This is a genomic window from [Clostridium] symbiosum, assembly GCA_036419695.1.
In the GTDB taxonomy this organism is placed as follows: Bacteria; Bacillota; Clostridia; order Lachnospirales; family Lachnospiraceae; genus Otoolea; species Otoolea symbiosa_A.
Genome location: CP143946.1, coordinates 3,638,078 through 3,650,909, shown reverse-complemented (window position 1 = coordinate 3,650,909; position 12,832 = coordinate 3,638,078). Strand labels below are relative to the sequence as shown.

Genomic DNA, 12,832 nt, shown 5'->3' with positions numbered 1-12,832 from the left:
ATCCGAGTTCTCTTTCTGACTTTATTTTCATAGATTATTGTAGTTGGTTAAAAAATGACCAGCTATGATAGGAGGTGTTTTTATAATAACAAAAAATGAATTGGAAAAATTAAGTAAACAAAATTTAGACGAAATCGACAAATCACAATTGAAAGAAATAAACGAAATGGTGATCGATCCAACAGCATCATATTATGAAAGAATGAAGTATTTTTTTGAAGAAATTAAAAACCCGTATTGTTTTAAAGTTAATGGTACAATTGTCCAAATTAAATACAACAATAACTCAAAAAAGACTATAAATGATTGTTTATATAATTATTTGTTAAAGAAAAAAGAATCAGATCACTTAGATCTATGATACAATATTTTTGTATTGTGGTTGTGTAAATTATTGAGGAGGAATATTTTTGAGACACAACTTACAACAATTTATGCAATGGTTACCAGTACACGAAAAAGGATTGCCCAAATGGGTGATAGGAATTTATCTTAGATTATCAAAAGAAGATATGAAAAAATTGCAGAAAAGAAAAAAAAATTATACTGGAGAAGATTTATTTAGTGAAAGCATACTTTTTCAAATTAAGTATATTGGACTATTCCTACAACAAATTGACGATTTTATGATATATGATATTTATATAGACGACGGATTAACAGGAACTGATTTTGAACGTGGCGAATATCAGAGATTACAACAAGATATAGATAATAACATTGTAAATTGTTTTATTGTAAAAGATATAACTAGGTTTGTAAGAAATTTAGCCGATGGTATAAAGGAGCTTGATTCATACGTTTTAGAAAAAAACGTAAGGTTTATATGCTGTGGAGAACCTGCGATTGATACATTTAAAGATCCACACGCGATCACTAGCCCCGAAGTATATCAGGCATTTCAAAATGCTGAAGATGTTGCAAGAATTACATCGGTGAAAATCCGTATCACACAAGAAACAAAACGCGCATATGGGGAGCCACTTGGGGGATTTCCAACATACGGATATATGAGTGATCCAAACCCATTTAACAAGAATTGGATTATTGATCCAGTTGCTTCTAAAATAGTGCGTCAAATATTTGAATGGAGCAGTTCAGGGATTTCTGACAAACAAATTGCAAGAAAATTAAATGAGCAGGGAATACCGAACCCCACCAAATATAAGCAGGAAGTATTAAAATTAAATTATCATAATCCTAATTCGGATGAGAACAGTGGTTTATGGAGTCCTAGCACAGTCAGTCGAATTTTATCAAACAAATCAAATTTAGGGTTTATGGTACAAAAGAAGAGCTCTTCTTTTGATCATAAGCGTCATAAACAAATCCCAACACCTAAAGAAAAGTATCAGTTAAAAGAAAATTGTCACGAGAGTATAATTAACAATGACATGTTTGAAGATGTTGAAGTTATAAGGAAACGAAGAACAAGAATATCCGAAAAGACGGGGGAAGTGCATCTTTTTGCAGGGCTAGTATATTGTTCTGATTGTAAAAAAGCAATGCGAAAAACGAACGCGAAAAATAATAATTATTTAGTTTGTCGAACTTATCGTGAACATGGTAAAAAATATTGTAATGATAAGCATAGTATTAATTTTAAAACATTAGAGGAAATAATACTTAAACTAATTCAAGTTCAAATTAACTATATTGAAAATTTACAAGGAATTGTAAATGAGATTAATCAATGTTCTAATGTAAAAAATGAATCAACCCGATTGAATCTCTTGATCGAAAGTACAAAAATAAATATAGAAAAAAATAATCACTTGTTAGATAACTTTTATTACGATTGGAAAAAAGACGATATTTCAAAAGAACAATATCAGCGTTTGAGAGTTGAAACAGAGGAAAAAATAAGTCGTTTAACAAAGTCATTGCAGGTTTATTTGCTTGAACAAAGTAAAATAATGCAAGGAATAAAATCTAAAGATAAATATTTTGAAACTTTTTTAAAATATAAAAGTATCAAGGAGCTAGATAGAGAAGTTTTAGTTGAACTTATAGATAGAATCGAAATAACAGCAGAAAAAGGCGCTATTGTTACTTTTAGATATAGGGATTCTCTTTCTTTAATTTTAGATTTTATTGAAGAAAACAAACCAGAAAATATCGTTGAAAAACAAAAAAAATATATTAAAAAAAAGTGATTTTTTTTACATAGCAGTTTGGTATATTGTGCTGTAGAGGTCGGCCCGGTTGGTCCCATAGCGCCGTTCATACCGTTAGCACCAGTAGCGCCAGTGGCTCCCGTTACTCCGGCTGGTCCCATAGGTCCCCGTGGTCCGGTCGGTCCGACATAGCCCTGAGGTCCCATGGCGCCTGTCGGCCCTACCATACCCTGAGGTCCCTGGAATCCCCTTGGCCCCTGAGGCCCCTGAGGTCCCTGAGGCCCTCTCGGTCCCTGAGGTCCTCTTGGCCCCTGAGGTCCCTGAGGTCCGGGGCAACCACGCGGTCCCCTTGGTCCGGTCGGCCCACGGCCGCAACAATTGCATCCGCAGCCGCCACAGCCGCATCTATAGTCAGCCGTGTCCGGTTCCGGACAGCGGCGTCCTCCAAATGAATCTCCGTCCGAATTATAATCGGAGTAGTTGGAATGATTCATTCCGTTTGAATTATTTAAATACATAGTGTTATCTCCTTACTTTAAATTTTAGTCAGGAATAAGAAGCTCTCACTTGGATGGCTTTTTTTCTGTTCAATATACTATATGAAAATTGAACAAGTTTTGTGAGCGGCGGAATAGAAATGTCCGGCAGTTTGAAGATTAGGGTTGACAGGCACCGGTTAGACGGATAAAATTAAACTATAAGTTTAATTAATGGAGGCGCTATGGGACGAAGAAAAAAAGAACCGGGAAGCGTGCACCGCGAGGCAATTGCATCAGCAGCCGAAGCGCTGTTTTCACGGAAAGGCATTGACGCGACGTCAATGGATGAGATAGCTGAGAAATCTGGGTACAGTAAGGCAACACTGTATGTGTATTTTAAAAATAAGGAAGAGATTGCGGATATTCTTGCACTGGAGAGCATGAAAAAACTGCACGGCTGCATCAGCTCTGCGCTCAGGAAAGAGAGAAGCACGCGGCGCAGATACGATTTAATATGCCGGGCGCTGCAGGAGTATCAGGAAGAATTTCCGCTCTATTTTAAGATGGTTTCAGATACGATCAATATCGATTTTGACGGCCGGGACTTCATGCCGGAAGAACTCGAGACTTACCGCATCGGAGAAGTGCTGAATGAACAGCTGAAAGAATTTATAAACGATGGAATCCGGGAGGGAGAGCTGAGAGAGGAATTGGAGGTTATGGCTACCATATTTTCTTTCTGGGGAATGCTCTCCGGCCTGATACAGACAGCGGCAAGTAAAGAGGCTTACATCAGCCGGAATCTTCAACTTTCTAAACAGGAGTTTCTGGACTACGGCTTTGATACGCTTTACCGGTCCATTTTAAAAACAGGATGATGAGAAGAGGGGGGATCAGATGAACGACAGGAGAGTACTGGCCATAGCAGGAAGTCCACGCAGAAATGGGGTTACATCGAAGATGCTGGAGTGCGCGGTAAATGCCGCCGAACGTAATGGCTGGAAAGTGGATAAGATAAATTTGTATGAGAAACATATTGAATTTTGCAGCGGCTGCCGTTCCTGCCTTACTTCGGGAATGTGTGTCAGGAACGATGATATCCAGGAGATAGCAGCGCTTCTGCAGGAATGTGATACGGTTATTCTTGCAGCTCCCGTTTACTGGGCGAATGTCCCTGCCGCGGTAAAAAATATGTTTGACCGCCTTCTGGGCGTTGCAATGGAGGAGACCGGTACCTTTCCGAAGCCCCGCCTGTCAGAACGGCAGAAATATGTCCTCCTGACTGCATGCAATACCCCATTCCCATTTTCCGGGCTGTGCGGCCAGAGCAGCGGGGCGCTGCGTACGATGAGGGAGTTTTTCAAAACATCAGGAATGAAATGCGGCGGAAAATTTGTCTGTACGAATACTTCGGTGAGAAAAGAACCTTCGGACAGGATTCTACGGAAGATTGAGAAGTATTGGGAGCGCTGATAGGGTACTCCGGCTGTCTTATGCGATAGGAACCCAGTATTGGATTTCATTTTCATCGTGTTCGCCGATTTCCTCTCCATACAGGACAAAATCATAGGGATTATTTTCACTGAACCGGCAGGTTGAATGGGGAAACCATTCCTGATAGACATACTCCGCAACCGGCTGCAGACTATCTTCATTTTTGCCTCTCCAGTGGAATACGGCATATCTGCCGGATGGCAGCCGAAAGACTTCCATGCCTTTGGGAAGGTATTCGGTGGAGGATACCTGCGCTCCCGCAATATATCTGAAGACCGGATTTTCGCCGCCGCTTTCAAATCCTGCGTAATCGTTGACACCGATTAAAAAGGAAAAGTCCACCCTGTTTTTAATTCTGGATTTATTTTTGTGTAGCCTGTGCCAGCATTTTCCTATGTCCTTAAATCCCTTTCCGGTGCTGGTGCTGTAACCGATGAGCGTCAGTGCGTCCAATTCTGTGATTTTGATTTCCCGTATCTTGTCACCGTTGATTTTCTTTCGGCTGGTAATATCATATTTCAATTGAAGGGGGAGAAAATCGCCGTGTTTTCTATAATATTGAGGACTGCATCGATACATGGCTCTGAAGCTCCTGGAAAAAGAGCGTTGTGCATCATAGCCGGCGCACAGTGCAATTTCCTGGATGGATAAATCGGTAGACAGAAGCATCCGTGCGCACTCCGTCATTCTGCGTCTTTTAATATAATTATGGAGTGTGAGGCCGACGACAGAGGAAAACATTCTGTGTAAATGATACTTCGAATAGCCGATTTCCTTTGCAACAGATTCTAAATCCAGGGTTTCTTCCAGTAAATGCGCTTCAATATATTCAATCACCCGTGATGTTCCCAGTAAATTGTTATCCATATCTGAATTCCTCCTGATTTCAGAATAGCAGATTATGTAGGAAAATACTTCACATATCTTGCTGAAAAGTAGGAAATGAATCGAGCAGCGGAAAGCTGGTCTGTGAATTTGCCGCTGCCGCCAATTTTCCATGGCATGAATAAAGTCCGCTCCGGTTACAGGCCGGGGCGGACTTTATTCATTGTCTGTAATAGACAGTGAAAGAAAACGCGGGGGAGCAGATAAGTTTACTGCTTTCTAACTTTCTAAACAACGAAAAGCACGCTTCGCGAACTTTTCATTGTCACTCAATAAGGGCGCTCACCGCATTTGAACCCGAAGCAGGCCGGTTGAGCTTGACAATGGCTATCGTTGCGGTGCCCTCACTGCTGGAGACGTTACTGTTATAGGTCAGTGTAAAGAACGTTTCCTGCAAAACTTCAATGATGATTGAGTTGGAGCCATAGGCGCTTGTATAGTCGGTGCCTGTCTTAAAATAGATTCCGTATTCAATGTGCGGACTTCCATTATAGGAAGGTGTAATCTGCATGTATCCGGGAGTTGCAAGAATCGCCGATACATGGTACGAAATCAGGTAATATCCCGGCGCAAGTGCAATTCTGGTAAGATCTGTTAATACAATCTGGCCGGTCGGATCTGCGGTAGAAGTTCCCATCTGGATTTGGGTGGCATTTACAAATTGCAGAGCAAAAGTTGCAAAAGATGCGAAAACATCTTCGGGAGCTGCGCCGGTAGCGCCAGTCGGCCCGGTAGCGCCGTTGCTTCCGGTGGCCCCAGTAGCGCCAGCCGGCCCGGTAGCGCCGTTGCTTCCGGCCGCGCCAGTTGGCCCGGTTGCCCCGGTGCTGCCCCTTGGAATTTCAAAATTGAGAACTGCTTTACAGGGTGTCCCCGAATTGGTGACTCTGGCGTTTGTTCCGGGCGCTCCTGTCAAAGTCGTGCCTACGGTGACGGTGGAACAGCACTTTTGACAGGGCTGGCAAAGAGGGCGGTCGGAACAGGTGGGCCGTTTTGAACATTGAGATGAACCCCCTTGATTTTCATAATCTTTATTGTAATAGTCATTAATATGCATAAAAGATACCTGGTATAAATTAAAGTCTTAATGTAGAATATGAAAATATGGACAAAAAGTACCCCGAGTCCGATATTTTAGGAAATAACCATATAAAACCACAAAAAAATTGAAACTTTTCTTCAATATGGGCCGTCTAACGGTCAAGAAAGGAGAATAGAGAAGTGAGAAAAGAGACAATGCGGGATAAACTTGAAGAAGTAATTCTGGCTTCCTATGAATCTATGTACCGTATGGCGTTTGTATATATGAAAAATGAAGCAGATGCACTGGATGTGGTACAGGACAGCGTAGTTAAAGCCATCAAAAATTCAGGACAGCTGAAAGAAGTATCTTATATGAAGACCTGGCTGTTCAGAATCGTAATTAATACGGCTATCGACGAGCTTGAGAAGAGGAAAAAAGTACTTCCTCTGTTCTCGGAAAATGAAGATGCAAAAGAAGATAAATACTGTGATTTTGATACGATAAATTCTCTGGCACAGCTGGATCAGACAGAAAAAACAATTATTTTACTCCGATACTGTGAGGAGTGGAAGTTAGAGGAGATAGCCGTGTATATGGAGCTTAATTTGAACACCGTTAAGAGCATCCTGTACAGGAGTCTGAAGAAATTGAAAACAGAGTTGATGAAAGGAGAGGCAGTTTCATGAAAAAAACGGGGAAAAACCAAAGAGAAATCACGGAAAATGAAAACCAGGAACTGGAATCCCTGATGGTGGATCCACAATTAAATTACAGAATGGAGCGGATGGAACAGGAATATAAGGAAATCAAAGTTCCAACGGAACTGAAAGGTAGAGTATTGCAGGCAATGCAGGAAGGAAAAGACGCCCTGAATGCAGAACAGGAAAAGGAGACTGATCGAGTGACGGAAAAGAAAGAAGTTTCAAAACAGGTCCAGGATAACGGGAAACAGGGCAGAAAGAGAACAGCCTCCCATTATCTCCTCAGAACAGCACAGACCGCTGCAGCTGCCCTTATGGTGGTCACGGTTCTGGCAAATACCAGCGCCGAAACGGCATATGCAATGAGCCGTATCCCGGTGCTCGGCGCCATCACAAAAGTAGTTACATTCCGTACCTATGAGCAGCAGAATGAGAATTCGGAAGCCAAGGTTGAGGTTCCGAAGATTGAGGCCGGTGAAGGCTCCGGTATTACCGGTGCTGCCGAGCAGGTCAATAAGTCGGTGGAAGACTACACCAACCAGATTATCGCCCGGTTTGAAGAAGATGTAAAGAGGGACGGGGAAGAGGCACACATAGGACTTTATACCGAATATAAGGTGCTGGCGGACAACAACCGGTTCTTCACCCTGAAAATTCAGACCGACGAGGTTATGGCCAGTGGATACCAGAGTGCGCTCATCTATAACATAGACAAGAAAACAGATAAAATCCTGGAACTGAAAGATATGTTCCCGGCGGGGACGGACTACGTAACCCTGCTGTCCGACGCAGCTAAAAAAGTGATGCAAAAGAACATGCAGGAAGATGAAAACAAATCCTACTTCCTGGACGACGGTATGGGAAGTGATTTTGAGAAAATCAACGAGAACCAGACTTTCTATATCAATGATGCGGGACGTATGGTGCTTGTTTTTAACGAATACGACGTGGCTCCCGGTTATATGGGACTTGTAGAAATCGAACTTCCAGATTCGGTATTTCACGCGGACGGCTTATAAACAAATGGGAAAGAAAGAAGAATAATCAGAACAGGAAGAAAGAAAGCCTGCCGCGCAGAAACGGCTGGCTTTCTTTTCTAGTGCGCCCGGCGGCGCACGTTTCTAACCGGTGAAAGTCCGGAATCCGCCCGGTAGTGGGAAGGATATAGCCAAAGGCAAGGGTGTCCATCGTGAGGTGGAATCTGAAGGAAGCCGGATACGGGGAACATACTAACCCGCGGGCAAATCTCTGGTCTGACGGACAGAAATCACATCAGGCTATGCATGAGGGTAAGACTGCTATACAAGTTAAAGCCCAATAACTACACGGAATCATGCATGGTAAATGTGGCAGATGGATGGAGAGAAAGAAACGTGTGGTACCCGGGGAGGTCTGTACGATACGTCCTGAAAGGGATAACCATTATCGTGAGATAATGCTGAACGGACAGAAGTCAGCCGAGGCCGTAGTAGTCGAGAGATGAAGGGCCGGATTAACAGGAGTCTTAAGTACAACCGGGAAAGGAGGAGAGAGCCTTGGGTACAGAAAACAAAGATAGCTGCCCGCAAAGAGATAGCGCGGAATGCGAAGGGTATGTGGGAGCGCACCGCTCTTTCCGCCGGATATGGAAGGAAAGGGACAGTGCACAGCCGGAACTCTTGGAGGAGATACTGGATAAGGGCAACCTCAACAGAGCTTTTAAGAGAGTAAAGGCAAACAAGGGAGCGCCAGGAATCGACGGGATTACCGTGGAGGAAATAGGCGCATACCTGAGGGAAAACCAGAAAGAACTTATCAAGACCGCATTTTCCAACAAGCCATAACACAGCGCCTTACACCGGTCTACGGGCCGTTGTTCTCAGAGGACAGTTACGGTTATCGCCCGGGAAGAAGTGCGAAGGACGCCATTCAGAAGGTGAAAAAGTATGCGGAGCAGGGATACACCCATGCGGTAGCACTGGACTTGTCGAAATACTTTGACACCTTGAACCATGAGATACTCCTGAATATCCTGCGCAGAAATGTAAAGGACGAAAGGGGAATCCAGTGGATTAAGAGGTACTTAATTTCATGGGAGATTTTTTCTAAATAAGTTCTTCCTGAACAACGAAAAGTACGCTTCGCGAACTTTTCATTGACACTCAATAAGATAAAATCCCACCGGATAGGGCGGAATTTTAAGAATATCGGCGGATATCTGTTAATAAATATTCATATTCTCATGTTTTTAATATGGTATAATAAAACAAGTAAAAAATAACCCAGACGTTAAACTACATCTGCGGGATTACAGAACAGGAACCGGGGAGGTTTTTAACATGAGAGAGGCCATAATCAGCATTATTACCTTTTGCGTATTTTACTTTTCCAACTTTGTCATTTTATCGGGACTGGGAGCGTTGATGAAACCGGAAGGAGATCCGTTTATTAATTCCTACCTAAACCCTGTTTACAGCGGCATGGCAGCCCTGGCAGCCATTATTATCGTTTGTACCTGCATTATTGTCAGGAAACTGGATGAGGTGCTGAAAGAGCTCAAAAAAGATGAGTATAAGTCAGGGAAGAATAAAGCAAATGCGAATGAAGCAGATGTGAATAAAGCAGATTAGATTTAAACAGATGTGAATTAAAAAGATGCAAAAAAACAGGAAGCCCTGACGGTATTGTACCGGCAGGGCTTTTGCAAATTCTTCGTTTTCGTTTCAAATATCGACGGATTCTTCATCTTACGGGCTATAAGCCATCTTCTTACAGGCTGTCGGCCATCTCATAAAGAAGACGCTCGGAATCATCCCAGCCCAGACATGGATCGGTGATGGATTTGCCGTAACAGTGCTCGCCGACCTTCTGGCAGCCAGGTTCGATGTAGCTCTCAATCATAACGCCTTTGACGAAATTGCGGATATCATCCGAATGGCGGCGGCTGTGGAGCACCTCTTTTACAATGCGGATCTGCTCCTGATAGAGCTTATTGGAGTTGGAATGGTTGGCGTCCACAATGCAGGCCGGATATTGTAAATCGCGTTCCATGTATAGCTCAAGAAGCAGTTTTAAGTCCTCATAATGATAGTTCGGCTGGCACTGGCCGTGTTTGTTGACAGAGCCTCTGAGGATAGTATGGGTCAGAGGATTGCCCTGTGTCATGACCTCCCAGCTCCGATAGATAAATTCATGGCCGTGCTGGGCGGCGTGAACCGCGTTGAGCATGACGGACAGTCCGCCGCTGGTTGGGTTCTTCATGCCGACAGGCACGTCGATGCCGCTGGATACGAGGCGGTGCTGCTGGTTTTCAACAGAACGGGCGCCGACGGCTATGTAGGACATTACATCATTTAAATAAGTAAGGTTTTCCGGGTAGAGCATCTCATCCGCCGTTGAGAATTCCGTTTCCCTGATAACGCGCATATGAAGCTTCCTGATGGCCAGCAGGCCCTCAAAAAGATCGGGCTTCTTCTCCGGGTTCGGCTGGTGAAGCAGACCCTTGTAACCGTCGCCGGTGGTTCTCGGCTTATTGGTGTAAATCCGGGGAACCAATATCAGTTTGTCTTTTACTTTATCCTGTACCTTGGCAAGGCGGTTTACGTAATCACATACGGAATCCTCCCTGTCGGCCGAGCAGGGACCGATAATAACTAGAAATTTATCGCTCTTCCCTGTAAAAACGTCACGGATCTCCGCGTCCTTTACAGCCTTGACTGCGGCCAGTTCGGGCGCCAGCGGAAACTGTTCCTTAATTTCATCCGGTGTCGGCAGTTTGCTGACATATTCAAATCCCATGGGTATCGTCCTCCTGTAAATCGTAAACTATTCGTAACTAAAATTCAATTGATATTTATATGTGCGTCCATTATAATATAGAAATTCCGATTCGGCAATAGCCCGGAGGCCATTAACAGGCCCGGAATGCATAAAAATGCCGTCGTCCGGCCAGGATACCCCTCAGGGCGTGTTATCTATCTTACATAAAGCAGACGGCAGCACAAAAAACTAGACAAGGGAGACTTATTATGAAAAAAAGAACGATGATTTTTGCAGCGGCGGCGCTGGCGGCAGGCCTTACAGCCTGTGCACCGAAAACGGAGACAACTGCACCGGAAACTACGATAGAGGAAACGCAGGAAACAACACAGGAGTCTGTTCCGGCGGAGAGCGAAGGGAATGATGAGACGGCATCCGAAGAAACCGGGGCAGAGACAAACGCAGAGATTTCAGATGAGCTTCTGAGCAAAGTCTATGCGGCGGTAAAGGAAGCCTATGGCGAGAAGTACGTACCCAGCATGATGTTTGACGAGACGATGATGGAAGGCACTTTCGGTATTACGAAGGACCAGTATGATTCCTACGTGGCGGAAGGCCCGATGATTTCCGCACATGTGGAGATGTTTGTCGGCGTCAAAGCCAAAGAAGGAAAGGCGGCCGATGTGGCAAAGGCGCTTGAGGACTACAGGAAGAGCCAGCTTGACGGAGCGCTTCAGTATCCGATGAATATGCCTAAGATCGAGGCGTCTGAAGTAGTTACACACGGCGACTATGTATTCTTCATTATGCTTGGTTCACCTGAAATGGAAGCGGAAGAGCAGGGTGAGGAAGCGGCGCTTGAGTCGGCAAAGGAGAATAATCAGATCGCCGTTGACACGATTGCCGGATTTTTTAAATCATAGTACCTAAATCAAATGTAAGGAGAGCTGGAAATGGTATTTTCAAGTCTTTTGTTTCTGTTCCGCTTCCTTCCTGTGGCGCTGCTTGCCTACTATGCAGCGCCCCGCAGGTACAGGAACGGGATACTGTTTGTAGCAAGCCTGATTTTTTATGGATGGGGGGAGCCGGTTTATATTCTGCTCCTCCTTTTTTCCACGGTTGTTGACTTTATTCACGGGAAACTTGTACACCGGTTAAAAGGCGAGGGGAATATCGGAGGAGCAAAGCTTGCCGTGGCATCCTCGGTGCTGATTAATCTTTCGCTTCTCTGTATCTTTAAATATACGGATTTTCTGATTGGCGCATGGAACGCCGCGACGGGGGGAGGAGTACCGCCTCTTAACCTGGCGCTGCCCATCGGAATCTCTTTTTACACCTTCCAGACCATGTCCTACACGATAGACGTGTACAGGGGGAAAGCCGGAGTCCAGACGAGTATTGTGGCGTTCGGCGCCTACGTGGCGATGTTTCCGCAGTTAATTGCCGGCCCGATCGTGCGCTACAGCACAATCGCTAAGGAACTGACGGAGAGGAAGGAGACGCTTGCCTGCTTTTCGGAGGGGATTGTCCTGTTTACCGCGGGGCTGGGGAAGAAAGTGCTGTTCGCAAACCAGCTGGGGCAGATCTGGGATGAGATTATTCATATTGCTCCCGATGAGAGAAGTATTCTGATGGTGTGGATTGGCGTTTTTGCATTTGGAATGCAGATTTACTTTGATTTTTCCGGTTACTCCGATATGGCTATGGGACTGGGCCGGATGTTCGGATTCCATTTTCCCGAGAATTTCCACTATCCGTATGAATCGAAGAGCATTACGGAGTTCTGGCGCCGCTGGCATATCTCGCTGGGGACCTGGTTTAAGGAGTATGTCTACTTTCCGCTCGACGGAAGCCGGTGCGGCCGGGCTCTTCAGTTCCGGAATATTATGATTGTCTGGCTGCTCACGGGAATCTGGCATGGGGCCGGCTGGAACTTTCTGCTGTGGGGGCTTTATTTTGCCGTTCTTTTGCTGGCGGAGAAATTTTTCCTGCACAGCCTGCTGGTAAAATGCCCGTCCTTCATCAGGTGGTTTTATGCGATGTTTGCAGTCTATATGGGCTGGGTGCTTTTTGCCTTCGATGATATGGGGCAGGGGATTTTATACTTCAGACAGCTTTTTGGAGCGGCCGGAATCAGCGCGGTCAATACGAGGACCTTTTATCTCTTTTTTACAAACATTCTTCTGATGGCTGCTGCGGCAATCGGAGCCACCTCCCTGCCCGCGTCCTTCTGCAGGGAACATGTGCAGGAAAAAACGCTTTTTATCCTGGAGCCGCTCTTTGTCTGCGCCGTGCTTCTGCTGTCGACGGCTTATCTGGTGAACGCGGGATATAACCCGTTTTTGTATTTCAGATTTTAGAAGCAGTGGAAATCAAACAGTAAAAAGAAGATCGGTA

12 protein-coding genes and 1 pseudogene are annotated in these 12,832 nt (G+C 44.7%); 10 read left to right on the top strand and 3 right to left on the bottom strand.

The features are described from left to right. Positions 1–64 precede the first annotated feature (64 nt). The 4 genes from V3C10_16575 (at position 65) to V3C10_16560 (ending at position 4,069) form a co-directional block, all read left to right on the top strand. Positions 65–361 carry a hypothetical protein gene (locus V3C10_16575; protein ID WVP60917.1) on the top strand — a complete coding sequence of 99 codons (297 nt, stop codon included), beginning with the start codon at positions 65–67 and terminating at the stop codon, positions 359–361. Positions 362–410: 49 nt separating this feature from the next. After that, on the top strand, positions 411–2,156 hold the full coding sequence (locus tag V3C10_16570) for a recombinase family protein (protein WVP60916.1): 1,746 nt from the start codon (positions 411–413) through the stop codon (positions 2,154–2,156). Between the two features lie 682 nt (positions 2,157–2,838). Beyond that, entirely contained in the window at positions 2,839–3,474 is a 636-nt protein-coding gene (locus V3C10_16565; GenBank protein WVP60915.1) for a TetR/AcrR family transcriptional regulator, read from the top strand. Positions 3,475–3,493: 19 nt separating this feature from the next. Next, positions 3,494–4,069, top strand: coding sequence for a flavodoxin family protein (locus V3C10_16560; protein WVP60914.1), 576 nt, complete (start codon positions 3,494–3,496; stop codon positions 4,067–4,069). A gap of 18 nt (positions 4,070–4,087) precedes the next feature. Here V3C10_16560 and V3C10_16555 read toward each other — a convergent pair whose 3' ends face one another. After that, positions 4,088–4,957: an AraC family transcriptional regulator gene (locus V3C10_16555; GenBank protein ID WVP60913.1), complete on the bottom strand. Its 870-nt coding sequence runs from the start codon at positions 4,955–4,957 to the stop codon at positions 4,088–4,090. A 283-nt stretch (positions 4,958–5,240) separates the two neighbouring features. Then, the gene (locus V3C10_16550; GenBank protein ID WVP60912.1) at positions 5,241–6,029 is read right to left on the bottom strand and encodes a collagen-like protein; all 789 of its coding nucleotides are present in this window, start codon (positions 6,027–6,029) and stop codon (positions 5,241–5,243) included. 164 nt (positions 6,030–6,193) lie between these two features. On the opposite strand from V3C10_16550, the gene V3C10_16545 reads away from it, so the two are divergent. The 4 genes and pseudogenes from V3C10_16545 (at position 6,194) to V3C10_16530 (ending at position 9,306) form a co-directional block, all read left to right on the top strand. Further along, positions 6,194–6,682 (top strand): sigma-70 family RNA polymerase sigma factor, encoded by a 489-nt coding sequence (locus V3C10_16545; GenBank protein WVP60911.1) that lies wholly within the window; start codon positions 6,194–6,196, stop codon positions 6,680–6,682. Then, entirely contained in the window at positions 6,679–7,716 is a 1,038-nt protein-coding gene (locus V3C10_16540; protein WVP60910.1) for an RsiV family protein, read from the top strand. Before V3C10_16545 ends, V3C10_16540 begins: the two co-directional genes overlap by 4 nt. Positions 7,717–8,232: 516 nt before the next feature. After that, positions 8,233–8,762 (top strand): annotated as a pseudogene (locus V3C10_16535) (reverse transcriptase domain-containing protein). Between the two features lie 253 nt (positions 8,763–9,015). Continuing rightward, the gene (locus V3C10_16530; GenBank protein WVP60909.1) at positions 9,016–9,306 is read left to right on the top strand and encodes a hypothetical protein; all 291 of its coding nucleotides are present in this window, start codon (positions 9,016–9,018) and stop codon (positions 9,304–9,306) included. Between the two features lie 139 nt (positions 9,307–9,445). Here V3C10_16530 and V3C10_16525 read toward each other — a convergent pair whose 3' ends face one another. Next, entirely contained in the window at positions 9,446–10,474 is a 1,029-nt protein-coding gene (locus V3C10_16525; protein WVP60908.1) for a 3-deoxy-7-phosphoheptulonate synthase, read from the bottom strand. Between the two features lie 230 nt (positions 10,475–10,704). On the opposite strand from V3C10_16525, the gene V3C10_16520 reads away from it, so the two are divergent. Next, a complete protein-coding gene (locus V3C10_16520; protein ID WVP60907.1) occupies positions 10,705–11,358 on the top strand; it encodes a DUF4358 domain-containing protein in 654 nt (217 codons plus the stop codon). A gap of 30 nt (positions 11,359–11,388) precedes the next feature. Continuing rightward, the gene (locus V3C10_16515) at positions 11,389–12,795 is read left to right on the top strand and encodes an MBOAT family O-acyltransferase (protein ID WVP60906.1); all 1,407 of its coding nucleotides are present in this window, start codon (positions 11,389–11,391) and stop codon (positions 12,793–12,795) included. Positions 12,796–12,832: the final 37 nt, after the last annotated feature.

What these genes read in the sequence shown, in the direction of transcription:
- V3C10_16575 (WVP60917.1), top strand. Translation starts at nt 65, where the DNA reads ATGATAGGAGGTGTTTTTATAATAACAAAAAATGAATTGGAAAAATTA.
- V3C10_16565 (WVP60915.1), top strand. Translation starts at nt 2,839, where the DNA reads ATGGGACGAAGAAAAAAAGAACCGGGAAGCGTGCACCGCGAGGCAATT.
- V3C10_16560 (WVP60914.1), top strand. Translation starts at nt 3,494, where the DNA reads ATGAACGACAGGAGAGTACTGGCCATAGCAGGAAGTCCACGCAGAAAT.
- V3C10_16555 (WVP60913.1), bottom strand. Translation starts at nt 4,957, where the DNA reads ATGGATAACAATTTACTGGGAACATCACGGGTGATTGAATATATTGAA.
- V3C10_16550 (WVP60912.1), bottom strand. Translation starts at nt 6,029, where the DNA reads ATGCATATTAATGACTATTACAATAAAGATTATGAAAATCAAGGGGGT.
- V3C10_16540 (WVP60910.1), top strand. Translation starts at nt 6,679, where the DNA reads ATGAAAAAAACGGGGAAAAACCAAAGAGAAATCACGGAAAATGAAAAC.
- V3C10_16530 (WVP60909.1), top strand. Translation starts at nt 9,016, where the DNA reads ATGAGAGAGGCCATAATCAGCATTATTACCTTTTGCGTATTTTACTTT.
- V3C10_16525 (WVP60908.1), bottom strand. Translation starts at nt 10,474, where the DNA reads ATGGGATTTGAATATGTCAGCAAACTGCCGACACCGGATGAAATTAAG.
- V3C10_16520 (WVP60907.1), top strand. Translation starts at nt 10,705, where the DNA reads ATGAAAAAAAGAACGATGATTTTTGCAGCGGCGGCGCTGGCGGCAGGC.
- V3C10_16515 (WVP60906.1), top strand. Translation starts at nt 11,389, where the DNA reads ATGGTATTTTCAAGTCTTTTGTTTCTGTTCCGCTTCCTTCCTGTGGCG.